Source organism: Rossellomorea marisflavi (genome assembly GCF_009806575.1).
Lineage (GTDB): Bacteria > Bacillota > Bacilli > Bacillales > Bacillaceae_B > Rossellomorea > Rossellomorea marisflavi_A.
This window is the reverse complement of sequence record NZ_CP047095.1, coordinates 698331-719740: the sequence shown is the minus strand read 5'-3', so window position 1 is coordinate 719740 and position 21410 is coordinate 698331. Positions and strand designations below refer to the sequence as shown.

The window sequence follows — 21410 nt, the reverse complement described above, 5'->3', positions numbered from 1 at the left end:
AGGCCTCTTTCATCAGCCTCTTATCGTTCAGACGCAGCGGTCTGCTGGATTTGGCACCGTGGATCCGGTTGCCGAGGCTTCATGGGGCCAGTCCCTCCGCCTCTCTTCATAAGAGCATTGCACTATTCAGTTGAGTTCTTTCAAGACCCGGTCGATCGCATCCCTCAGCTTTGAAAGGGTCGGGTAGTCTTCCAGTTTCATATAGAACGTTTTTGAGAAGGTCTTCACATTGAAAAACAGGGTCCAGTAGGCCTCTTCCTCAAGTTCGGCTTTCTGCTTCTCAAGCATCTCAGGAAGTTTTTCCACCAGCGTTATGACTTCCCCCTCATCCATCCCCTGCCAGATCATCTGGAGGATCGGGACGAGGAGTCGCTCATCTTCATCATGGATATAGGCATGGTGGGACACCAACACCTTTTCCCATAGTGCTTTCAGCAGAACCGGGAACATATCCTGATCCACTTTCGGGTTCAGCACGAGCTCATCCACCATGTCTGCTGCGTGGGCGACGCTGTGGGCCCAGCCTTTTTCCTCGACGAAACCGCGCACGTCCTGTTCCTGCTCCAGATATTCCACCGTGATATCGGCTGCTTCCTGAATCTTATCCTCTGATAGGAAATCGGCCTCTTTGTCCCGTCCAAGGACGAGTGCCATGAGGAGGGTCGTGAAGGCGCGCGTGAAGACGGAATCCGTCCCTTCCTCACCGATCCCCTTCATAAGAAGATGATCCATGGAAAGGTCGAGGAGATCCTTCAGGACTTCGGTATGGAGTCTGTCTTCCTCAATGATCAATCGGTAAAAGGTGGTGTAAATCAATTTGTCTCGGAGTACGGGATCCGGCGTCCCGATATGCTCCACCATGGCCAGGAGTACGTCCAGTTGTTTCCCTTCTTCGACATCCCCTTGCTGCAGAAGTGACTTTAATTCTGCTTCAGGTAAGAAGGTTTGACCTGTTACATCGCTCATTCGATTCTCTTGCCCCTTTGTGATCGTATTGCAGTCGAAGGACTGTTCTCTATCTCTACTTTTCTTTCCATACAATACCCAGGACATGTTCCGTTGAAACTGTTCCGCGTCTGTATGTGCCATTACTATTATTCATCGGCTAATCAGCACAGGTGTTTAGCAGAACGATGGAAAATTCACACAAATTCATTTACAGCATCCTCTTCCGACCAAACCTTGATTCCATTCCTTTTTAAAAGTGCGGTTGTCACACCTTCCCCGGGAATCTTCTCTCCGGAAAAATTCCCATTGTAGATCATGGAGCTGCCGCAGGAAGGACTGTTTTCCTTCAAGACGATCTCCGTCGCCCCCATCTTCCGGCAAATGGCGAGGGTCTCAGCAGCACCGGCTACATATTGATCCGTCACATCCGCTCCTGAACGGTCCAGCACGCGAGCCGTACCGTCGAGCACATCCTCACCCGTACCGCCCTGGATCTCGGCAGGCTCACGCGGGGTTTGGAATCCACCCAGAATCTCAGGGCAGACCGTGACGGCCTTACCCGAACTGACCATCTCTCCGATCACGTCTTCGAGGCAATCCGTCCCATTGTATCGTACCTTCATGCCTGCAAGACATGCGCTTACCACCAGCATGCCTGAACGCCCCCTTATGAACAACTATTCAATTCTTATTATTTCAAATTTTCAACCTTTGTACAACAAAAATAAAACTTTTGCCAATATCAGTCATAATGTCTCATGATGGGTGCAGAATCGACAGACCCCTTCACTTGCTAAACCTTTCGACCCGCGTTATACTTGCACCTTTGATTCTTAACGACAACTCAGAGGAGGCTGACAAGATGGAAAACTTTACGTACCATAATCCAACGAAACTGATTTTCGGGAAAGATCAGGTCAATGCATTGACAGACTTGATCCCCCAGTACGGAAAGAACGTCCTGCTTGTATACGGAGGCGGAAGCATCAAGCGCAATGGCCTGTATGATCAGGTGCTGGACATCCTGAAGAACCTTGACGTGAACGTATCCGAGCTTGCAGGAGTCGAACCGAACCCGCGCCTATCCACGGTCCGGAAAGGGATCGACATCTGCCGTGAGGACAACATCGACTTCATGCTCGCTGTCGGTGGCGGAAGCGTCATCGACTGCACGAAGGCCATTGCTGCCGGTGCGAAATATGACGGCGACGTCTGGGACATCATCAATAAGCAGGTCATCGCTCAGGATGCCCTTCTGTTCGGTACCGTGCTGACCCTTGCGGCAACCGGATCCGAAATGAATCCGGACTCTGTCATCACCAACTGGGAGACGAACGAGAAGTATGTATGGGGTAGCCCAGGTGTGACTCATCCTGCCTTCTCCATCCTTGACCCGGTCAATACGATGTCGGTTCCAAGAGACCAGACGATCTACGGCATGGTGGACATGATGAGCCACGTGTTCGAACAGTACTTCCACAATGTGGCGAACACGCCGCTCCAGGACAATCTGTGCTATTCGGTCCTTCAGACTGTGATCGAAACAGCGCCGAAACTCCTTGAGGACCTTGAGAGCTACGAGAACCGCGAAACGATCCTGTACTCAGGTACCATCGCCCTGAACGGTACCCTTCAAATGGGCTACTTCGGCGACTGGGCATCCCATACGATCGAGCACGCCGTCTCGGCCGTATACGATATCCCCCATGCCGGCGGACTGGCAACCCTGTTCCCGAACTGGATGCGCCACGTCATCGACCATGATCCGGTCCGCATGAAGCGCCTCATGCTCAGCATGTTCGATATCGAGACGGAAGGACGCAGCGACAAAGATATCGCCCTTGAAGGTGTCGAGAAACTGAGCGCGTTCTGGACCAGCCTCGGAGCACCATCCCGACTCGCCGAATACAACATCGGTGACGACCGCCTCGACGAAATCGCCGGCATCGCCGCCCGCGAAATGGAATACGGAGGCTTCGGTAACTTCAAGAAACTCGGAAAAGAAGACATCCTTTCCATCCTGAAGGCTTCCCTATAAAACAACGAAAGCCCTGTCCGCGTGTGGACAGGGCTTTTTGTCAGGAAATCCAGAAAAAATCCGTGACGTACAGGATCATCATGAAAGATAGCAAATACGCTACGCTCAGCAGTACGTGGATATATTCCTTTCGTTGCTCGGAATACTTCCATTCCATATACGCACGGCACAACTCAGGAATCGTAATGCCCGCAAAAATCGCAAACAGCAGCACGAACCATAACGACTCATCACCGCCCTGAAGGATCATCACCCATATGAACGAGGACATGAGAATACCCAAGCTGACCCAGCACATTATCTTATGCCATTTCCAGTGCGTCTCGTTGTAAAAAGTGGGAAACTTCCTCCGACTCTCAAGATGGAGCCATTTCCCCAGCGCCCACTGCAACACCATGTACAGCGCAGCAAATACGAACAACACGAGCAGTACCAAAGCCATACTCGCCATCGAACAGCCTCCTTGATCGACACATGATGAGCTCAACCAACAAGCATCATACAAAACGGATGAGCGGTGAAACTCCTTCCATGTATATTCGCCTGTCGTTTGCCTCGACACGGCTCTCGTTAAATAAGCGGAGACCCGTTTTCATGGTGAAGAAATGGCTCACGGTTGATGAGCGGTATTGAAAAAGAGTACATGTACCACAGCTACCACACCTTTATGCCAGCCCGAAGAAGTTCGTGACGTAAAATGTGAACAGGAATGCCATTATACACCCTGCTGATGCCAGCACCCGAATGTATTCCCTTCGCTGCTCTGAGTACTTCCATTCCATGTAGGCAGTGCATAGCTCTTGAAAGAACACTCCGGCAAAGTTCGAAAACAGGATAACCTTCCAAAATGATTCATCTACTCCTCGACTGATGCCCCACATGCATCCCACTGCAATAATCAACGCAGATACTAAACGCACCCTAAGGTCCCATTTTTTATGCGTTTCATTGTGAAACGTCCGGTAATGCCTCCGCTTCCCGAGATGAAGCCATTTTCCCAACACCCATTGCAGAAGATAATACACCCCTAAAAACACTCCCAATATGACGATAAGCCAGATCCATGTAGTCATATCTTTCCCCTTCTCCCTTTGATGGATCGTTCTTCACGATCTAGCGAACCGCCCAGTAAAAGTTTGTGGCGAATGCCGTGATAAAGAATACAACCATGTAGCTCATGGTAATGATCATACGGATATACTCTTTACTCCCATCAGAAAATTTCCATTCCCAGTACACCCGTAGTGCGTTCTGAAGGATGATACAAACGATGAAGACGTAAGGCAACGCATCACGCATCACCCCGTCATCCACAGACATCATAAAACTGATCAGAATGATGAACATCAACACACCACTTGTTTTGATTTCCCAATCCTTATGCCGTTCGTTGTGATACCCCTTCTTCTTTTTTTCAATCTTAAGCCATTTGCCCAGCGCCCATTCCAAAAGGATATAAGTTGCTATGAACACGCCAAGGACAATGAGCATCCTTGTACCGTTTTCCATTTGTAACACTCCTTACATGAAGCTTGTAGATAGAACCGTAAAGAAAAGGGTCAGGCCGAGAGCCATATACCCTGTTTCGATCAGTGCCCGTACGTATTCGTTGCGCTTCTCGGAATACCTCCAATCCATAAACGCCTGGAACAACTCTTGAAAAAGAAGGCCGATTACCGATGAAATATACACGTACATAGGACTGAAATCGTGATAATAACAGACACCCAATAGAATCAACAACAGGACGAGTAACATCACTCTGACGCGCTTATCCCATCGCCGATGGATTTCATTATGATGTTCGCGCGTCCGCTTACCTAGGCGCAACTTCCTTCTCAGGATCTTTGACAGAATAAATGAGCCTATAAAGTACAGTGCGATAAACGCAACAAAAAACAGGATTCCGTTCATTCTCTCTCCTCCTACCCCAGAAATACCCCTATAGCCGTCGCAGCCAGCAGGCTCACAAACACCGACACGCCCCAGTCCACTCCCCGTCGCATGTTGAGCAGCATATTCAACGTGCCACTGATGGCAAAACAAATAGCAAATCCAAGTAGAAATGCCATCACGCTTCACCGACCGTAAGCGGCTTACCCGGAACTGGAGATGATAGATTCATCATCGTATAGGGCTCGCCGTATTCCATGGCAGCGTCGATGAAATCTTCGAGTTCAGCATTCGTTCCCGTGACCAGCTTCACGAGGTAACTGTATTCCCCCGTGAGCCGGTGGCACTCCATCACATCGGCGTGCTCCCTGCAGAAGGAGCGGAATGCTTTGCAGCGATGGGTCTTCATGAGAATGAATGCCTTGACGGTCTTGCCTACACGGTCGGGATCGACCTTTGCATGATACCCTGTGATGACGCCCTGCTCCTCAAGGCGCATCACCCTCTCCTTCACGGCAGGCACCGACAGCGATACCCGCCTCCCGAGTTCGGTCATCGACAGCCTCCCGTCCTGCTGTAGTTCTTCCATGATCTGACGATTGATTTCGTCCATGATTCGCTCCCACCTTATCTTTTAAGCCCGATTGCCACTTCTTCCGTCGTTTTTACGGCGTGCCGGCGTATTTTCCTTCATGATAGCATAGTTCCGCCTATCTTTTTCCAATAAACTGAATACTAGAATCAAAGAATAGGAGTGATGGAACATGGAACATTGTTTAGCGTGTGAGAAGAAGATCGATGAGGGAGCTTACCATTGCTCCCATGACTGCACATTTTGCAGCGAATGTGCGGATAGCTTCAAAAGCGTCTGTCCGAACTGCGGTGGAACGCTGGTGCCGAAGGTGAAGCGTGCCCTGCTCCTAATCGATGTGCAGCAGGCGTTCCTCCACCCGCAGTGGGGACCGCGGAATAACCCCCATGCGGAGGAAGAGATGCTGTTTGTTTTGAATGAATGGAGGCGCCTCGGCTGGGAGGTCATCCACATCCGGCACCGGTCGCTTCATCCGGAGTCCATTTTCCATTCTTCGAAGGAAGGCTTCCGCTTTAAAGAAGGCTTCGACCCGATCCCCGGTGAGACCGTGCTCGAGAAGGGTGTGAACAGTGCCTTCATCGGAACGGGACTTGAGGAACACCTTAGTCACCTCGGAATCACAGAAGTGGTGATCGCCGGCTTGACGACACCACACTGCATCTCCACGTCGGCAAGGATAAGCGGCAATCTTGGATTCACGACCTTCGTGCTATCCGATGCAACGGCTGCCTTCGATCTTGTCGATCCCGAGGACCGCACCCTGGATGCTACACTCGTTCACGACGTATCCCTCGCCACCCTTCACGGTGAGTTTGCCACCGTAGTAAAGACAACCGATTATGTTAGAGCTCTTTTTCCAGACAATAGTGGGGCTTCCCTCCAATGTCCACTTCCTTAAAGGAGTGAAAGCCCTTCTTCATCCAAAATGCCAGTCCCGCCTCGTTCGAAGCGTGGACGGCCAAACGGAGGCGGCTCCTGCCGCTTCTCCCGACAAGCGCTTCCAATTCCCCGTACGCTTCATGGGCGACCCCCGTCCCCTGATGGGCACGGTGGACGACGAAGAGGCTGATCCAAGCCTCTGAATCGGACGGATTCTGGAGGCAATAATCAATGACCGCCACGTATCGGCGGTCTTTTTTCACCAGAAGGCGCCTCACTCCCCGGCGTTCGCATTCCTGGAACTCTGATTCCACTTCATCAAACCCGATTGTTTCCCGGTCCCTGGCCAGAAAATTGAAGGCGGGATTGGAATTCATGATCTCCACCTCGGCCTTCATCTTCTTCCGCATACGACTGTTCGGCTCAAACTCGAGCATGCTGCTCCATCTCTTTGATGACACGGATCAGCTTCTGGGCAGCCTGAGCAAGATCCTCTTCTTGCGCCGGCTCTCCCTCCTCAGAGAAGAACTCGGCAAAATCTTGTCCTTCAAAACGAGGGATCACATGCATATGATAATGGTCGAGGTCGTTGAATCCCCCGCCGTTTTGGATGATCGTGATGCCATCAGGATTGAACGCCGCCTTCACGACCTTAGATAGGAAGCGTGATGCCTCCATGATGTCGATGGCAATCCTCGGATCAAGCTCCTCGACTTCTGTAGCATGCTGCTTAGGGAGAATCAGAACATGCCCCGGATTGAACGGCATATAGTCAAGGATGCATGTAAGGGTGGCTGTTTCGTACACCACATGGACGTTCTCTTGTTTCTTGGCCAATCTGCAGCCTATACAATTCATGGTCGTTCACTCCTTTTTAGGTTTATTTTACCATATGAGTGGAATAAGACTCTAGGATAGATTTGTACTCAGGTGAAACCAGCGTGTATGTTCACCCGTATCGATTACGAGAGGTGTTTAGCATGGACCTGCAAAAATATGAACATGATCCCGTTTTTATATTCCATAAGTCGTGGTGGACCGATGAAGGATATGTGCAAAAGGGCTTGGATCGTGAAACCAATGAAAAAATTGAGCGTCTGGTTCCCTTCAGTGATATAAAAGAAGTCCTGATTGGGCCAGCCTGGATCAGGATGCACGCGAGATCAAGGGATAGTTCGGGAAAGAAAATAAATCTGTACAGGCAAGGACTTCGACTGGTATTCAGAGTGGAAAGCAACGGGGATATTACCTACCTTTCCTTTCTGTCGGAAACCAAAAAAGACGTTGACTCCTGGATCCAACGTATACATACTCACGCTATTCCAGCTTATGTGACCGATCTTGACCTGCATGATGCGAAACGGGAGGATTTCGACTTTCATTATGAATCGATTATCCGGCAACCCCTTCATGAGGCTGGCCTTGATTTCCCCGAACGGGTTGATATGAAAAATGAAGAATTCGCACCGCCTCAATGGAAACCCGATTCTTTTTACAAACGAAAAGAGCGGGAGGAAGAGCGATCCATGGACAGGATGAAGAAAGTCCGCCTTATCGTCTTCATCGGTACATTCCTGACGGCTCTGATCTGGCTTCCTCACTGGCGACTTGATGAGGACGTGAATTCCATGTTTCTTGTGCTTGGCACCCTGGTCCTTTTATTCCCGACCTATCTGCACAATGCCTGGAAGCCTGTTCAATCGCTCCTTGATACGGTGATGGTCGGGGTGGCCTTATTTGGAGGACTGACGACGGCGAATCTGTACACCCCCATCACGGCAGCGCACTATTCCAGTATATGGACGACCCTCCTGATCTTCGCGGTCTTTCATAACGGCGCTTTCTTCCTGAGCCGTTTCGGGAATAAAAGGGCAATCCGCCCCGGCAGAAAACGATAAACCAAAAAGACGACCCCACATTGGAGTCGTCTTTTTGTTCATCGGACGATGAAGTAATTGATGAAGAGTGCCACTGACAGCAGCAATCCGAAGAATGTGTTCGTCTGGGCGGTCGCTTTCATGGCAAGTCCCGAATGGGCAGGTCCGCCTTTTCCGAGGAAGGATTTAATGGCTTGGACCGGTTTCGGGATGCTCAGGAAGACGAGCAGGACCCATGGGCTGACGGTGCCGGCGATGATGAGGCCGATCAGCCACGCATAGGAGACGAAGAACGAGAAGCCGAGGAAATAGACGGCTTTTTTGTGACCCATGAGGATCGCAAGCGTCTTCCGTCCACCGATCGTGTCTTCTTCAATATCCCGGATATTGTTGGACAGGTTGATGGCTCCGACCAGGATCGCGATCGGGATCGAGATCAGGATCGTCGTCTGATCGACGGTTCCTGTCTGGATGAAGAATGCGATCAGGACGAAGGCTGCTCCCATGCTGACGCCTGAGAACAGCTCACCGAATGGCGTGTAGGCAATCGGCAGCGGGCCTCCTGTATATAGGTAGCCGATGAGCATCCCGCCGATTCCGATGGCGGCAAGCCACCAGCTGCTGTTGGCGCAGATATAGATTCCGGCAAGGACCGCCAGCGTATAGCAGGTAAGGGCCATCTGAAGGACCGTCCTCGGCTTCATGCCGTGGCGGACGATGGCGCCTCCGATTCCGACAGAGTCTTCCGTGTCGAGCCCACGCTTGAAATCGTAATATTCATTGAATAAGTTCGTGGCAATCTGCAGGCACAGACACGCAAAAAGCATCGCTAGGAACATCCAGACGCTGATGTTCGTCTCGTACATGGCGGAAACAGTTCCGATGAATACCGGGACGAAGGATGCAGTCAGGGTGTGGGGACGGGTCAGCTGCCAAAGGATGCTGGCTTTGCTGGGCGTCTCTATCGTTTGGTGCGATTGTTTCATCTAATCATCCTTTCATGCAAGGTTAAATATACTGCTGTTGGACCCGATTTGTCCATGCGCATGCTTCAGCATGGCAAATAGAAGTTCGCGCCTCATGCGTGACTCCTGGTTCAGGCCTCATTCAGTTATATTTCTCCTTCTCTTCTTATCTTAATCTCTCCGTGGTGCTTTCACAAGAGCTCAAAGACAAGTAGAAGGCAGGAATTCGACCTTTTTTTCAATCCCCGAAATCCGGGTGATTGAAGAATTCGGTAAAAAGGCGTATAATGGAGAGGATTTAGTACCTGGTCATAATATATGGTGTAAACACAATTCATGAAAAAGGTGGTCCTTCTTTTGAACCAATCACGCGCACGTATCACGGCAATCGGAACGTATGTGCCTGAGAAAAAACTGACAAACGCAGACCTTGAGAAAATGGTGGACACGACTGACGAATGGATCGTCCAGCGCACCGGCATGCATGAACGCCGCGTTGCAGCCGATGATCAATTCGCTTCCCATCTTGCCTTCGGGGCCGTCCAGAACCTGATTGACGGGTACGGAAAAGATCTGAGCGACGTCGACTGCATCATCGTGGCGACGACCACGCCGGATCATGCCTTCCCGAGTGTTGCCTGCCTGATCCAGAATCACTTCGACATACCTGCAACCGGTGCCTTCGATCTGAATGCCACCTGTGCCGGCTTCACCTATTCCCTGCATGTGGCCAACAACATGGTATCAAGCGGGATCCATAAAAAAATCCTCGTTGTCGCGTCTGAAACGCTGACGAAGGTGACGGACTATACAGACCGCTCGACCTGCATCCTTTTCGGAGACGCTGCTGCTGCCATGCTCGTCGAATATGATGAAGAGAACCCAAGCTTCCTCGCGAGCCACATGGGCGCAAACGGAGCCGGCGGAGCCCACGTATACCGCCGTACATTCGCTCCTACTCTTCACGGACAGGAGCTTGATCCATCCGGGAAGATGGTACAGAACGGACGCGAAGTCTATAAGTGGGCAACGCGCACGATCCCAGGCGGCGTAGAAGAGCTTCTGACGAAATCCGGCATCGAGCGGGACAAGCTTGACTGGTTCATCCCTCACAGCGCAAACCTCCGCATGGTGGAGTCGATCTGTGACAAAGCCGGGATCAATGTCGAGAATACCCTGACAAGCATGCAGTACTTCGGCAACACTTCTTCTGCTTCGATTCCCCTTGCCATCCACAAAGGGATCAAAGAAGGAAAAGTGAACGATGGCGACACGATGCTTCTGTACGGATTCGGTGGCGGACTTACCCATCTCGGACTCGTATTGAACTGGAGTCCCGACAGTCCAAAGGCGTGAAGGACATACGGAGCATTTTGCCTCACCGGTTCCCCTTCCTCCTGGTCGATGAGATCGTGGAGGTGACAGAAGGAACACGGGCCGTGGGTGTGAAGCTCATTTCACAACACGATTGTGAAGGGTCACCCGAAGGAGCCTTGCCCCGCGGGTTCATCCTTGAGGCCATGGCCCAGATGAGCGGAGCCGCTCTCCATTCAGATAAACGGAGCAATGGCCTTGGGATGCTTGCCGGCATCGACAACGGCCGGTTTTACCAGGACGCCTTTGCCGGTGACCGGCTGACTCTTACAATCGACATCACACGGAATAAAGGAAGGATTGTGAAAGGGAGAGGCATGGCGGCCATAGAGAGCAGAATCGTCTGTGAAGCCGACCTTCTGTTCTCCTTTCAAACCGTCACATGAGCTCGGAGACAAGCTTATCGCTTGTCTCTTTTTTTATGCCAATCCCCTTACTGAATTGGAAACCAACTATAGGTAATAGTAATATTTATATATTTACTTTCAAGACAGTTGACTATACACTATGAAAAGTAATTTATAGAATTGTTTAATAATTCGGTTTTTGGAGGTTACTATGAGCTTATTCAGGAAAAAACTCATCACAGAAAGCAATACAGGCTCTCTCAACCGCGTACTCGGAGCAGTCGATCTGACCATGCTCGGAGTCGGTGCCATCATCGGTACCGGAGTCTTCGTCCTGACGGGCGTGGCATCGGCTAAATATGCAGGTCCAGCACTCATTCTATCGTTCATCATTGCCGGCCTTGCCTGTGTGTTCGCTGCCCTCTGCTATTCAGAGTTCGCCTCCATGATTCCGCAATCAGGGAGCGCCTATACGTACAGCTATGTCGCCTTCGGGGAAATCTTCGCCTGGATCCTCGGATGGGATCTTGTCCTCGAATACGGTCTTGCTTCATCCGCCGTGGCAAGCGGTTGGTCGGGCTACTTCCAGAGCCTTTTGACCGGATTCGGGGTCCATCTTCCTCACGCCTTGACGTCGGCATTCGATCCCGGCAAAGGGACGTATCTTGATCTCTCGGCCGTCATCATCGTCCTTCTCGTCACCCTTCTACTATCACGGGGTGTAAAGGAATCGGCCAAATTCAATTCCATCATGGTCATCGTGAAGGTGGCTGTGGTCCTGCTTTTCATCGCTGTTGGCGTTTGGTACGTGGAGCCTTCCAACTGGCAGCCATTCATGCCATTCGGCTTCTCAGGTGTCGTTTCGGGCGCTGCGGTCGTCGTTTTCGCCTACTTCGGCTTCGATGCGGTATCCACTGCCGCAGAGGAAGTGAAGAACCCACAGCGGAATCTTCCGATCGGCATCATCTCTGCCCTTGTCATCTGTACCGTGATCTATATCGTTGTATCACTGATCCTGACAGGGATCGTACCTTACAGCATGCTGAATGTGAAAGATCCAGTTGCGTTCGCCCTGCAGTTCATCCACCAGGACTGGGCAGCCGGTTTCATTTCCCTTGGCGCCATCGTCGGGATCACCACGGTCCTCATCGTCATGATGTTCGGACAAACCCGTCTATTCTATGCCATGAGCCGTGACGGGCTGCTTCCCCAGAAGCTTTCAAGCGTCAGCCCGAAAACCAAGGTTCCCCTTCCGAGTACATGGACGACCGGGATCCTCGTCGCCCTGTTCACCGGTCTTGTCCCTCTGGATAAGCTTGCGGAACTGACGAGCATCGGGACCCTGTTCGCGTTTGCCACGGTGTCACTAGGTGTCGCCGTCCTCAGGAAGACGCGTCCGGAGATCAAGCGTGGATTTAAAACACCATGGGTACCGGTCATCCCGGCGCTCGCGGTCATCTTCTGCGTATACCTCATGCTCCAGCTGTCGGCATTCACGTGGAAGGGCTTCGCCGTCTGGCTCGTACTGGGGCTGATCTTCTACTTCAGCTACGGGTACCGCCACAGTAAATTGAATCGATGAGCATAAGAAAAGGGAGCCGTCACAACCGGCTCCCTTTTCTATGTATAATCTTTCCCCAGGTAATGGGAGCGAATCAGGCTCCCATCGACCTCTCCGGACAAATCAATGAAGTACTCCGATTGCCACGCCTGGGTCTTCCTCGCCGTCGGGTTCAATCCGGTCACCCAATCGGGGTAGACCCGCATGGCCATTTTCCCTTTTGAGCTGCCGGTCGTAACGATCCCTTTCAACGCCATCACCTCTTTCGTGAAAACGAATTGCCCTTTCTTTCCTTGGTCCAGGACGGTGATGATGAGTCGATCCGTACATTCCTCCAGCGTATATGGACGGTTACGGTCATCGTCTCCCTTTCTCCAAAAGACAGTGAAATACCCCTTTTTGTTGGGCGTTTTCCTGGCGCGCCTACTCCTATAGGTCCGATCATCCAGTGTCAGAACGAAGCCTTCATATTCCTGATTCTGATTTTCCATCTCGAATTCAACCCTATGTGGAAGTCCGGCCACTTCTAGCGCATCCATGATCAAATCTTTTGATGCCAATACGTCCTTCATTTCCACCCACATCCCTTTTCTGCAGTCCTCAAGCAAGACTCTCCTTCAGGATCTTCACGTTCCGCTCAAAAAAGTCCCTATTCTTCTCTAGGCCCATACGCTGGCTCCAGCCAGTGGAGTTGAATGCGTCGGTCATACGGTAAAAAGGGAGCACGCGATCAAGGTCGATGAGGGGCCTCACCGAGCGGTATCCGTCTTCAAATGCTTCCCGTGTCCCCGGGAACCGCTGACATACATCCCGCTCGATCTTCGTAAAATCCAGCTCCGTCGAACCGATCCGTACGCTCTCAAAATCAATTAGACCCGTCACGTGATCATCACGTACGAGGATGTTCCCGGGGCGGAAATCCATATGGATGAACGACGGACCGTCGGGAGGCGGCAGCTCCTTCCTCATCTCCTCGAATCGAACAAGGGCCAGGTCGAACAATTCAGGGTCTAGCACCTTTTTCGCATCTTCGGCAAACGAGTAGAACTGCGCAGGAAGGAACTCTGTCCACCGGCTGAATTCATCCCGCACGGCACCTCCGTAGTCTTCGGGACCTACCCGGATGGCATGCAGCCTAGCGAGCAGCTCCCCGATCTCCCACGCCAGTTTCTCACTCACCATGCCAGTCGCCGGGACACCATCCAGTGCCTCGAGCACCAGGAACCCGTCCTCATGGAAGGCGACGACTTCCGGTACGGGTAAGTGTCCCTTGAACCGCTCCAGCATCTCCCTCTCCAAACTCAGCTTCTGGACGGAACGGGGTATTTTCAAGAACACCGTTTCCCCCGTCACGAGTTTCACGTTATACACCGTCGAACTGAATGACTCCGGTACTTCCTTCACAGAAGCAGCTTTAAGATTGACTTTATCCAACCACTGATGAGCGTTCATGCTCTTCCACCTGCCGTTTCTTCATTGTCTATCAGCAATAGCCGAGACCAATCAACCCAAGCTCCCGAAGGGCAAAAGCGACACCATCTTCCCCGGAAGGTTTGGTGACAAAGTCGGCCACACTCTTCAACTCGGCCCCTGCATTCCCCATGGCGACACCCATTCCGGCCAGCTGAAGCATGTCGATATCGTTGCCTCCATCTCCAAATGCCATGGCCTCCGAAGGATGGAGTCCAAAATGGTCGAGTATCTTCTTCATGGCAATGGATTTCGATACGTCCGTTTCCAACACATTCAAGATGAAGGGATGCCAGCGCCTGAAGGTCAATTCGGGAAATCTGTTATGATAGCGGCCGATAGATTCATCATCCGCAAACAAGCACATGAGATACACCTCTTCTTCCATTTTCTCTACAACCGGCGGATAGTCCTTCAACCCCAATGTTTCAAAGAGTGCAGGCATGGTCCTCCGTTCCTCGATTCCGTTCATACTGAGTGAATCTGTATAGAAGGACAGACCGTGCCCAATCTCCATGGCGAACGAAGAGACAGCCTCTACCGTCGCAGGTGAAAGGACGGATTGAAAGATCACCTCTTCGCCATGGATACCATACCCTCCGTTTGCCGTAATGAACGTCTCGATCCCCAGATCCCGGATCTCCCCGCACATGGAAAGGGGTCTGCCCGTAGCCGCCACCACCCTGATGCCACGGTCCAAAAGCTCCCCTATCGCATCCCTCGTGCTCGAAGGAATACTTCCATCCTCATAATGGGTCAACGTCCCGTCAATATCGAAGAAAATCATTTTGATATCTGTCACTCTCATCATCTCCCGGTCTACCATTTTACCACATTTATACAGTAATTATTTGTATCTTAGTCTCCCACTATTTTATACTGAAAGAAGCAGTGCAGGAGGGTTGGATCTTTTCGTTTTGTTGCCTTCAAATGCAGGATGCGGGCATTATACAAGCCGAAAAAACGTCCCTAACCTGCAAAATATTCAACTGTTTTCGGAGGTTATCATGGAGTCAAACAAAACCAACGCATTGGCCATCACCAGCCTGGTCCTTGGCATCATTGCCATCATCATCCCGCTCATCGGGATTCTCATCGGGATTGCAGCCCTGATCATTGGGATAAAGTCCCTGAACCAGCTCAAGGTCCGCAGTGAAAAAGGCAAGGGAATTGCCATTGCTGGAATCGTCTGTGGAGCAGGCAGTCCTTTCTTTCAGATGATTCTTTTTCTGTTTATCGGAGTCATCAGCTTTTTCAATTCACCACAGTGAAGAAGGACCCGGATCCCCGGGCCCTTCTTTTCTATAGATCTGCTTTTTCAATCCGACGGTACGAAAGAAAGGCGATGCCAAAACCGATGAGGCACATGCCGACAGGAACACCGATGAATTGGAACAAGCTCGTCTGGTTGCTTCCATCAGACACGGTGGCATTGATCAGGAAGCCGATCAGAACCGCACTCGTGATGGTGGTGGCAGTCGACTTTTTCCTCATTCCGAAGAATAAAGGAATAAGAGAAACCCCTCCCATCATGAACGCCATGAGGAGCATGCCGGGGATATCACCCGCTATGTCTCGTAACGTCACTTCATCTGGGAAGATCTCCAACATCGGATTCAGTCCGACTGTCAGGAGGGCAATGACGATGCTGGCGGTCGCCGTGGTGACAAAGCAGAACCCAAATACGACGAGGAGCTTGGCCCTCAGGATTTTCTTTCGCTCGGTGGGATACGTAAAGAGGAGCTGAATCGTCTTATTCCTGAATTCTTCAATCATCACTCTGGACAGGACAACGCTCGTATAGATCATGAACACAATCCGGACGAAGATGCCTGCTAAGGATTCATATGCCTCATAATCGGGGAACATCGCCTCTTTTTCCCCGTTTGACCCGATTCCCATGAGGGCCATCGCCGCAAAGATGAGGATGATGCTGACGAGCACCCCTTTCCAGTACTGAGAAAGCCGGTTCTTCGTCCATTCCAGTTTCATCAGGTTAAGCATGGCGTTTTCCCTCCTTAAGCAGGTTGATGAAGTAGTCTTCGAGATTGCTTTCCTTGCTCTCGATCCTCTCTACCTCAACCCCGCCAACTACGAGAAGTCGGTTCAGCTCATGACGGGACAGGACACTGTTGAACACGATGATGGTCCGATCGTCCACTCGCTCGACCCTTCCCACTTCACTCAGGATCTGACTGGCAGTGCCGGCATCCTTTACTCCTATGATGTAGCCGCTCCTACTTCCCTCCTTCAATTCCTCCATTCTCACCTCACTGATCAGGCGCCCTTCTTGAATGACTCCGATTGTATCGGCAATGGATTCAATTTCCGATACAATATGACTTGAGATAAGGATCGTCATACCCTGTTCCTTAAGCATAAGGAGCAGTTCTCGTACCTCCCTTATGCCGATGGGATCCAATCCATTGATCGGCTCATCAAGGATCAGGATCCGCGGTTGATGGATGATGGCCCTGGCAATGCCAAGGCGTTGTTTCATCCCCAGGGACAGCTCGGAAATGAGCTGATCTTTTGCTCCTTTCAATCCGACCTTTTCCAACATCCGATCCACGCCGTCCTTTATTTCGATTCCCATGTACCGGCAGTGCAGCACCAGGTTCTCCTCCACAGTCAAACGCTCATAGAATACAGGGTATTCTATGATACTCCCGATTTCCTTTAAGTACGCAGATTTGCCGTCCACCACTTCCCCGTTCATGCTGATCGTACCTGCCGTAGGCTTCACAAGATTGAGCATCATCCTCATGATTGTTGTTTTCCCTGCCCCGTTCGGTCCCAAGAACCCGTAAATCTCTCCTGCACGGACTTTCATGCTGACATTTGAGATGATCTCTCTTTTTTTGATCGTCTTTGATACCCCGTTCACTTCAATTGCGAGTGTCATGCCTTTACCTCCATGATTGATTTGTACTTTCAGCATAGAGGAGGTAAATGGTGCTTGCAGTAAAGATTCATGAATGGTCATTTGGAATTCACGAACGGTAAGAAAATAACCGCTACAATACCTCTAATAGCCTTCTTGAAACCAGACAAGTTGCTCTTCCATGTAACTGGACTGTCTAACAACAATATTATTATTTAATTTATCAATTGGTAAAATTTCAAGTTTTAGGATTGAAACTTAGGGAATGAGAATGAATGAAGTTCCTTAATTTTACAAAGGTAATAGTAAAGTTGCTTATGAGGAGGAGATTATTCCATGAAGAAACTTTCAATGGCTTTGGGAATCACTATTGTGGGTTTATTGTTAGCTTCTTGTACTAGCGGTGATGACTCGGCAGATACAAGTGCAGAAGAACGTGATAATAGGTCGGAAGAAAACAATGAAAATGGAACGGATCATCAAACTGAAGATGGCAATGCCTCTGATGAAGAAAAATCAGAACAAACTTCTACCTCCGATCAAGCAGATGACGAAGAATATTATAAAGAGTTAGCTGTTTTGGGGGAGTATGTTGATGACCTCTACCCTGATGTACTAGAGAATCTTGAACTACCTGGCATCCACGAAAACACATTAATTTATAATGGAACGATTAATCCGGATCATTCGATTCGTTTTCAATTTCCTCATAACGAAGAAACAATTGATCCTGAAGTATCAGAAGAAGGTCATTTTGCCATATCCTTTAGTGATAAAGAAATTAGAGAAAATGATGATATTAGAGTATATATCTTCGGAGGTGGACTGCCTCACGAACAGACTTTTGAACTTCCAGTACACCCCTCTGAGGAGGGCATGGAAGTAATTGAAAGTGACGCTGATACTAGTGCACAGGAAGAAGCTTTATTAGAAGGAGTTTCGCTTCCAGATATTCAAACGGGTACAAAAACTTACGAGGCTGAAACCGGAGATATGGTTGAGAATGTCCACTACTCGATTGATGGAGAAATGGTTAGACAGGATTTGCTTGTGAAATCTGCGGATCATGATAACCCAGAAGGACAAATAGTTGTTGAATTTGATGAATCACCGGCAGCTGGTCAAACATTTGAGTTTTATATTTTAGCCAATGGAGTTACGGCTAAAATTGAAAAACAAGTAGAAAAATCATCTGAGGATGAACGGCAAAGTGCTGATAGAATTAGAGAAGAAACAGAACTACCAGAAATCACTCTAGATACAACAAATTACGAGGGGAAAACAGACCCTAATGCAGAGGTTGAGGTAACTGATCCGGAATTACCAAATTGGATCGTGACACTTGATCTTGATGAAGATGGTAACTTCACACTACCCCTTGAGGATCGAATCAAAGAACCCGGCCAAATTATTCAATTCACTATTACTGATGGAGATGGAAATTCCACTACGATAGAGAAGAAAGTCCAATAAAATAGGTTTCCTCCATAATGAAGTGAGAAATTTCAACACTATTGGATAATCAGGCTTTCTTTATAAGCCAGCCAGTTCCATATCCTGAAAAATGCATCAAGATCCATCCAATCAATCGGAATGCCGATTGATTGCATGAACTGGTTTTCGGTCCCCATCCGGACGTCTTAAAAGGAGTACCGGGTCGGTTCAGTGCTCCAGTCTTTACCTTTTCAAATGATCTCCTTCACCCCTTCTTCTCTCCCATGCTTCTAACAATCCCTTTATGAGCCTTCTGGAAACCAGACAGGATGATCCTCCATGTAGCTGGATCACCTTATTCCTCCGGTCGATTTCACGGATGGCTTCAAGATTCACTATATACCCACGATGCGTACGGAAAAGACGATCATCGATCCCCTCCAATTCCTTTAGATCCCCATAGAACTCCATGATCCGGGTTGTGGAGACGAGACGGAGCTTATGGGGGATACCTGTCGTTTCAACGTAGAGAAGTTCTGCGAATGGTATCTGAAAGCTACTTTGGCCGTTATGATAGCGGAACATACCCAACGGGATTGAGGTCCCTCTCCTCTCTGAAGCAAGAAGCAAGCAATCCCTGACGCGCTTGCGGAATGCTTTTGGTTCGAGGCCTTTATCTATGAAATCGACTGCACCGATATGGTACTCGAACGTCTTCATCGCCAGTTCCGAATGGGTTGTGACGAACACGATTGTTCCATATGCATCTGATCGGCGAATCTCTTTCGCCACTTCAAAGCCTTTTTGCTCCTCGTCATGGATCTCGAGGTCAAGGAAGTAAAGGGTGTGAAGAGTCGCATCCTGCAGAGAAGAAATAAGGTCCCTGGGCCTGCCGGTGGCAACGAGATTTTGATACGGAACAGATTCTTCTGCACAGATTTCCTTGATCATTCCTTCTAAACGCTGCTGCTGAATGATATTGTCTTCCAATAGATAGATTTTCACCTAGCTCACCTTTCTTTTCTAATCGTCAGTGTCTGCAGGAAGCGAGGTTCTATTATTCTTGTTTCCAGCGTTGCCAGAGGGATTCCTTCCAAAATCCCTCTTACTGTGTACAATCCCATTCCCCTTTCTCTTCCTTTTGTGGATGCCCCCTTGTTAAAAATGGTCGATACATCAACGAAGCCTTCGATGGAATTTTCCACTATCCATACTTGCTCCCATTCCCCTTCAATGACAGCCACTGTGATTTCTCGCTCCGGGGATTGAATCGCCCCTTCCACCGCATTATCTAGAAGAATGGAGATGATCCGTGTGAACGAAATGAGCTCTATATCGATATGTCGGACCGGTGAAAGGATCTCAAGACTTATGTTCATTCCCTTACGCTGGGCAATCAACAGTTTGGAAGCCAAAATGCTTTTGATTTCCGGAACATGGATATTCTTCAAGTGAACAAGGCTATGCTCATTCCCTTTCATCCGTTCTCCCGTCGGTTTCACCGTCTGTTCAAACACCGATCTCACTTCATTCAAATCTCCCGCTACAATACCAGACTCAAGTGTCAATAGGATATTGACATAATCATGACGGAACCCTTTGATCTCATCATAAAGTTTCTCGAGTTGGGAAGTATAGTCCTGGAGCTGGGCAAGCTGATCTTCTCTCGCCTTTTCTAATTGCTTTCGCTGAATATGGCGATATTGAAAGATAAAATAACCAAAGCCGATGAGCACCAAGGCACCAAGTCCATAAAGGACGTTTTCCAAAAGCGGATCGCGATTCCCTTCCCCATGTACAAGCGTGAGGATCACATACGCTGCCGCAACCACGAGAAGAAGTAAGGTAGTCACAGGAATCAGCATCACCGCGCTGAAACGTTCCACTTCCTCTATCCTCACCTGCGCTACATAGTTCCCCAGTAGAAACAAGATTCCGGCATTCAAAAGCGGAGGTGAGAAGGCTGTCAACAGATACACCAGATAATCCAGATTCGCCGTCGCTCCCTGGAAGCCGAACCCGATGATCCATTCTATGAGATCTGCGAACAAAAAGCCGAGGAAGGAATTCATCACGAGGGCATATGCCGCATAAAAAACACCTAATGCAGTGAGCCTGTCTTCTTTGCGGAAGGATATCCAAATCAGCAGCCCGAATACCGACAGAGCCCCCCACACCCCAACAAAATATGAAAAAAGCTGTCCCATCACGATGACAGCTAAAGAATAGCCTGCGTATTCCTCTTTGCTGAACGAATAGCGGGAAACAGCAGTAAAGATGATAAAGAAACTAATGAGTTGGATGGTACTGACGAGAATATACATGATGTCTCCTACTATTTGCGATTGTTAATTGAGGAATGACCCGATCCAGAAAATCAGGGAAAATGCTATGTATGACGCCGCCCTTATGTACGAGATCAGGGTCTAAGATCGAGCGACTCTTGCTGAACCGATCACACTGATCAGCAGGTAATAAATCCCCAAGATGGCAAGACCATCGGTAAGCACTACCCCGATATCTGTACGTTTGATTCCCCATCTCCACAGAAGCGTACTGACAAAAAAGATGAGGGGGATGACCAGGAAGTAACCGATGAACGTCAGTTTTTGATTCTTCATGCTGATGCCCCCTTATACGTTTTGGCATTCTTCAGGAAGTTCCGGACTTTCCGTGGGTTCTTCAGATGAATGATGGTTTTCTCCTCACTGTAAGCTGCAAGCTTTTGAAGGATGCCCGGCCGCTTCTCCTTCGGGTACTGCCAGATCCACTTGAGGAAGGTCAGGTCCAATCGCTCCTCGCAGCCTTCCCGCATATCGGGCCGGGACTTCCCGTGATAGCGGAACATGCGCTTCATGGCTCGGTAGCTGCACCGCCATCTCGATAGATCCAGGAAGATGATCGTATCCGCCGCATCCATGCGTAACTCCATCGTGGAGCCGTAATTTCCGTCGATGATCCATTTCTCTTCGCTAATGAGCTTCCGTTGGATTCCATGTACTTCTTCCCATTCGACCGGAACCCAGCCCGGCTTCCACAACAGCTGGTCCAAATGCCAGACAGGTAAATCAATTGCTTCCCCAAGACGGGTCGCCAGCGTCGATTTTCCCGACCCACCCGAACCGATCAACACTACCTTCTTCATACC

General features: G+C 49.7%; 27 protein-coding genes and 1 riboswitch. Of the genes, 8 read left to right on the top strand and 19 right to left on the bottom strand.

Annotated elements, in window-relative coordinates; genetic code table 11:
- Nucleotides 1–17: 17 nt before the first annotated feature.
- A riboswitch (SAM riboswitch) is annotated at nt 18–115 on the bottom strand.
- Between the two features lie 11 nt (nt 116–126).
- Nucleotides 127–1053 carry a DUF2785 domain-containing protein gene (locus D5E69_RS03710; protein ID WP_159129205.1) on the bottom strand — a complete coding sequence of 309 codons (927 nt, stop codon included), beginning with the start codon at nt 1051–1053 and terminating at the stop codon, nt 127–129.
- Between the two features lie 89 nt (nt 1054–1142).
- A complete protein-coding gene (locus tag D5E69_RS03705) occupies nt 1143–1601 on the bottom strand; it encodes a 2-thiouracil desulfurase family protein (RefSeq protein ID WP_159129204.1) in 459 nt (152 codons plus the stop codon).
- A gap of 209 nt (nt 1602–1810) precedes the next feature.
- Here D5E69_RS03705 and D5E69_RS03700 point away from each other — a divergent pair, with 209 nt between their 5' ends.
- On the top strand, nt 1811–2986 hold the full coding sequence (locus D5E69_RS03700) for an iron-containing alcohol dehydrogenase (RefSeq protein WP_159129203.1): 1176 nt from the start codon (nt 1811–1813) through the stop codon (nt 2984–2986).
- A 40-nt stretch (nt 2987–3026) separates the two neighbouring features.
- On the opposite strand, the gene D5E69_RS03695 is transcribed toward D5E69_RS03700, so the two are convergent.
- From D5E69_RS03695 to D5E69_RS03675, 5 genes are all read right to left on the bottom strand, one after another.
- Nucleotides 3027–3437 (bottom strand): DUF4181 domain-containing protein, encoded by a 411-nt coding sequence (locus D5E69_RS03695; RefSeq protein WP_159129202.1) that lies wholly within the window; start codon nt 3435–3437, stop codon nt 3027–3029.
- A gap of 214 nt (nt 3438–3651) precedes the next feature.
- Nucleotides 3652–4059, bottom strand: coding sequence for a DUF4181 domain-containing protein (locus D5E69_RS03690; RefSeq protein WP_159129201.1), 408 nt, complete (start codon nt 4057–4059; stop codon nt 3652–3654).
- A gap of 40 nt (nt 4060–4099) precedes the next feature.
- Complete coding sequence (locus tag D5E69_RS03685; RefSeq protein ID WP_159129200.1) at nt 4100–4495, bottom strand: DUF4181 domain-containing protein; 396 nt, start codon at nt 4493–4495, stop codon at nt 4100–4102.
- Nucleotides 4496–4507: 12 nt separating this feature from the next.
- Complete coding sequence (locus D5E69_RS03680) at nt 4508–4900, bottom strand: DUF4181 domain-containing protein (RefSeq protein WP_159129199.1); 393 nt, start codon at nt 4898–4900, stop codon at nt 4508–4510.
- 157 nt (nt 4901–5057) lie between these two features.
- Nucleotides 5058–5492 (bottom strand): Lrp/AsnC family transcriptional regulator, encoded by a 435-nt coding sequence (locus D5E69_RS03675; protein ID WP_048012289.1) that lies wholly within the window; start codon nt 5490–5492, stop codon nt 5058–5060.
- Between the two features lie 151 nt (nt 5493–5643).
- Between D5E69_RS03675 and D5E69_RS03670 the strand changes: the two genes are divergently transcribed.
- Nucleotides 5644–6369, top strand: coding sequence for an isochorismatase family protein (locus D5E69_RS03670; protein ID WP_159129198.1), 726 nt, complete (start codon nt 5644–5646; stop codon nt 6367–6369).
- Here the strand turns inward: D5E69_RS03670 and D5E69_RS03665 are convergent.
- Together D5E69_RS03665 and D5E69_RS03660 are read right to left on the bottom strand one after the other, a co-directional pair.
- On the bottom strand, nt 6314–6811 hold the full coding sequence (locus D5E69_RS03665) for a GNAT family N-acetyltransferase (RefSeq protein ID WP_159129197.1): 498 nt from the start codon (nt 6809–6811) through the stop codon (nt 6314–6316). The two genes, D5E69_RS03670 and D5E69_RS03665, sit on opposite strands and share 56 nt — an antisense overlap.
- Nucleotides 6774–7208 carry an HIT family protein gene (locus D5E69_RS03660; RefSeq protein ID WP_159129196.1) on the bottom strand — a complete coding sequence of 145 codons (435 nt, stop codon included), beginning with the start codon at nt 7206–7208 and terminating at the stop codon, nt 6774–6776. The genes D5E69_RS03665 and D5E69_RS03660 overlap by 38 nt, the downstream gene beginning before the upstream one ends.
- Before the next feature lie 122 nt (nt 7209–7330).
- Between D5E69_RS03660 and D5E69_RS03655 the strand changes: the two genes are divergently transcribed.
- On the top strand, nt 7331–8248 hold the full coding sequence (locus tag D5E69_RS03655) for a hypothetical protein (protein WP_159129195.1): 918 nt from the start codon (nt 7331–7333) through the stop codon (nt 8246–8248).
- Between the two features lie 38 nt (nt 8249–8286).
- Here the strand turns inward: D5E69_RS03655 and D5E69_RS03650 are convergent, their stop codons facing one another.
- Complete coding sequence (locus D5E69_RS03650; protein ID WP_048006906.1) at nt 8287–9213, bottom strand: 1,4-dihydroxy-2-naphthoate polyprenyltransferase; 927 nt, start codon at nt 9211–9213, stop codon at nt 8287–8289.
- Between the two features lie 336 nt (nt 9214–9549).
- Here D5E69_RS03650 and D5E69_RS03645 point away from each other — a divergent pair, with 336 nt between their 5' ends.
- The 3 genes from D5E69_RS03645 (at nt 9550) to bcaP (ending at nt 12495) form a co-directional block, all read left to right on the top strand.
- Nucleotides 9550–10548, top strand: coding sequence for a ketoacyl-ACP synthase III (locus D5E69_RS03645; protein WP_231888741.1), 999 nt, complete (start codon nt 9550–9552; stop codon nt 10546–10548).
- On the top strand, nt 10545–10952 hold the full coding sequence (locus D5E69_RS03640) for a 3-hydroxyacyl-ACP dehydratase FabZ family protein (protein WP_048006904.1): 408 nt from the start codon (nt 10545–10547) through the stop codon (nt 10950–10952). Before D5E69_RS03645 ends, D5E69_RS03640 begins: the two co-directional genes overlap by 4 nt.
- Before the next feature lie 172 nt (nt 10953–11124).
- The gene (gene bcaP, locus D5E69_RS03635) at nt 11125–12495 is read left to right on the top strand and encodes a branched-chain amino acid transporter BcaP (protein WP_048006903.1); all 1371 of its coding nucleotides are present in this window, start codon (nt 11125–11127) and stop codon (nt 12493–12495) included.
- A gap of 38 nt (nt 12496–12533) precedes the next feature.
- Here bcaP and D5E69_RS03630 read toward each other — a convergent pair whose 3' ends face one another.
- The 3 genes from D5E69_RS03630 to D5E69_RS03620 all read right to left on the bottom strand — a co-directional run bounded on the left by D5E69_RS03630 (nt 12534) and on the right by D5E69_RS03620 (nt 14731).
- Nucleotides 12534–13013 carry a MepB family protein gene (locus D5E69_RS03630; protein WP_159130316.1) on the bottom strand — a complete coding sequence of 160 codons (480 nt, stop codon included), beginning with the start codon at nt 13011–13013 and terminating at the stop codon, nt 12534–12536.
- Between the two features lie 61 nt (nt 13014–13074).
- A complete protein-coding gene (locus D5E69_RS03625) occupies nt 13075–13926 on the bottom strand; it encodes a phosphotransferase family protein (protein ID WP_159129194.1) in 852 nt (283 codons plus the stop codon).
- Between the two features lie 31 nt (nt 13927–13957).
- The gene (locus tag D5E69_RS03620; RefSeq protein ID WP_249931602.1) at nt 13958–14731 is read right to left on the bottom strand and encodes a Cof-type HAD-IIB family hydrolase; all 774 of its coding nucleotides are present in this window, start codon (nt 14729–14731) and stop codon (nt 13958–13960) included.
- A gap of 220 nt (nt 14732–14951) precedes the next feature.
- On the opposite strand from D5E69_RS03620, the gene D5E69_RS03615 reads away from it, so the two are divergent.
- Entirely contained in the window at nt 14952–15215 is a 264-nt protein-coding gene (locus D5E69_RS03615) for a DUF4190 domain-containing protein (RefSeq protein ID WP_053072204.1), read from the top strand.
- A 31-nt stretch (nt 15216–15246) separates the two neighbouring features.
- Here D5E69_RS03615 and D5E69_RS03610 read toward each other — a convergent pair whose 3' ends face one another.
- Nucleotides 15247–15948 (bottom strand): ABC transporter permease, encoded by a 702-nt coding sequence (locus tag D5E69_RS03610; protein WP_048006901.1) that lies wholly within the window; start codon nt 15946–15948, stop codon nt 15247–15249.
- Complete coding sequence (locus D5E69_RS03605; RefSeq protein ID WP_159129193.1) at nt 15941–16849, bottom strand: ABC transporter ATP-binding protein; 909 nt, start codon at nt 16847–16849, stop codon at nt 15941–15943. The genes D5E69_RS03610 and D5E69_RS03605 overlap by 8 nt, the downstream gene beginning before the upstream one ends.
- Before the next feature lie 315 nt (nt 16850–17164).
- On the opposite strand from D5E69_RS03605, the gene D5E69_RS03600 reads away from it, so the two are divergent.
- The gene (locus D5E69_RS03600) at nt 17165–18301 is read left to right on the top strand and encodes an Ig-like domain-containing protein (RefSeq protein WP_159129192.1); all 1137 of its coding nucleotides are present in this window, start codon (nt 17165–17167) and stop codon (nt 18299–18301) included.
- A gap of 204 nt (nt 18302–18505) precedes the next feature.
- On the opposite strand, the gene D5E69_RS03595 is transcribed toward D5E69_RS03600, so the two are convergent.
- The 4 genes from D5E69_RS03595 to D5E69_RS03580 form a co-directional block, all read right to left on the bottom strand.
- Nucleotides 18506–19267: a response regulator transcription factor gene (locus D5E69_RS03595; protein WP_159129191.1), complete on the bottom strand. Its 762-nt coding sequence runs from the start codon at nt 19265–19267 to the stop codon at nt 18506–18508.
- Between the two features lie 5 nt (nt 19268–19272).
- A complete protein-coding gene (locus tag D5E69_RS03590; protein WP_159129190.1) occupies nt 19273–20586 on the bottom strand; it encodes a sensor histidine kinase in 1314 nt (437 codons plus the stop codon).
- Between the two features lie 102 nt (nt 20587–20688).
- On the bottom strand, nt 20689–20883 hold the full coding sequence (locus D5E69_RS03585; RefSeq protein WP_048006898.1) for a hypothetical protein: 195 nt from the start codon (nt 20881–20883) through the stop codon (nt 20689–20691).
- Entirely contained in the window at nt 20880–21407 is a 528-nt protein-coding gene (locus D5E69_RS03580; RefSeq protein WP_159129189.1) for a DNA topology modulation protein, read from the bottom strand. Before D5E69_RS03580 ends, D5E69_RS03585 begins: the two co-directional genes overlap by 4 nt.
- Nucleotides 21408–21410 lie beyond the last annotated feature (3 nt).

Excerpts from the sequence above, each read along its gene's own strand:
- D5E69_RS03695 (WP_159129202.1), bottom strand. The coding sequence starts at position 3,437 with ATGGCGAGTATGGCTTTGGTACTGCTCGTGTTGTTCGTATTTGCTGCG.
- D5E69_RS03660 (WP_159129196.1), bottom strand. The coding sequence starts at position 7,208 with ATGAATTGTATAGGCTGCAGATTGGCCAAGAAACAAGAGAACGTCCAT.
- D5E69_RS03590 (WP_159129190.1), bottom strand. The coding sequence starts at position 20,586 with ATGTATATTCTCGTCAGTACCATCCAACTCATTAGTTTCTTTATCATC.
- D5E69_RS03630 (WP_159130316.1), bottom strand. The coding sequence starts at position 13,013 with ATGGATGCGCTAGAAGTGGCCGGACTTCCACATAGGGTTGAATTCGAG.
- D5E69_RS03705 (WP_159129204.1), bottom strand. The coding sequence starts at position 1,601 with ATGCTGGTGGTAAGCGCATGTCTTGCAGGCATGAAGGTACGATACAAT.
- D5E69_RS03580 (WP_159129189.1), bottom strand. The coding sequence starts at position 21,407 with ATGAAGAAGGTAGTGTTGATCGGTTCGGGTGGGTCGGGAAAATCGACG.
- D5E69_RS03670 (WP_159129198.1), top strand. The coding sequence starts at position 5,644 with ATGGAACATTGTTTAGCGTGTGAGAAGAAGATCGATGAGGGAGCTTAC.
- D5E69_RS03685 (WP_159129200.1), bottom strand. The coding sequence starts at position 4,495 with ATGGAAAACGGTACAAGGATGCTCATTGTCCTTGGCGTGTTCATAGCA.
- D5E69_RS03620 (WP_249931602.1), bottom strand. The coding sequence starts at position 14,731 with ATGATTTTCTTCGATATTGACGGGACGTTGACCCATTATGAGGATGGA.
- D5E69_RS03650 (WP_048006906.1), bottom strand. The coding sequence starts at position 9,213 with ATGAAACAATCGCACCAAACGATAGAGACGCCCAGCAAAGCCAGCATC.
- D5E69_RS03585 (WP_048006898.1), bottom strand. The coding sequence starts at position 20,883 with ATGAAGAATCAAAAACTGACGTTCATCGGTTACTTCCTGGTCATCCCC.
- D5E69_RS03625 (WP_159129194.1), bottom strand. The coding sequence starts at position 13,926 with ATGAACGCTCATCAGTGGTTGGATAAAGTCAATCTTAAAGCTGCTTCT.
- D5E69_RS03680 (WP_159129199.1), bottom strand. The coding sequence starts at position 4,900 with ATGAACGGAATCCTGTTTTTTGTTGCGTTTATCGCACTGTACTTTATA.
- D5E69_RS03700 (WP_159129203.1), top strand. The coding sequence starts at position 1,811 with ATGGAAAACTTTACGTACCATAATCCAACGAAACTGATTTTCGGGAAA.
- D5E69_RS03655 (WP_159129195.1), top strand. The coding sequence starts at position 7,331 with ATGGACCTGCAAAAATATGAACATGATCCCGTTTTTATATTCCATAAG.
- D5E69_RS03675 (WP_048012289.1), bottom strand. The coding sequence starts at position 5,492 with ATGGACGAAATCAATCGTCAGATCATGGAAGAACTACAGCAGGACGGG.
- bcaP (WP_048006903.1), top strand. The coding sequence starts at position 11,125 with ATGAGCTTATTCAGGAAAAAACTCATCACAGAAAGCAATACAGGCTCT.
- D5E69_RS03710 (WP_159129205.1), bottom strand. The coding sequence starts at position 1,053 with ATGTCCTGGGTATTGTATGGAAAGAAAAGTAGAGATAGAGAACAGTCC.
- D5E69_RS03610 (WP_048006901.1), bottom strand. The coding sequence starts at position 15,948 with ATGCTTAACCTGATGAAACTGGAATGGACGAAGAACCGGCTTTCTCAG.
- D5E69_RS03605 (WP_159129193.1), bottom strand. The coding sequence starts at position 16,849 with ATGACACTCGCAATTGAAGTGAACGGGGTATCAAAGACGATCAAAAAA.
- D5E69_RS03600 (WP_159129192.1), top strand. The coding sequence starts at position 17,165 with ATGAAGAAACTTTCAATGGCTTTGGGAATCACTATTGTGGGTTTATTG.
- D5E69_RS03690 (WP_159129201.1), bottom strand. The coding sequence starts at position 4,059 with ATGACTACATGGATCTGGCTTATCGTCATATTGGGAGTGTTTTTAGGG.
- D5E69_RS03615 (WP_053072204.1), top strand. The coding sequence starts at position 14,952 with ATGGAGTCAAACAAAACCAACGCATTGGCCATCACCAGCCTGGTCCTT.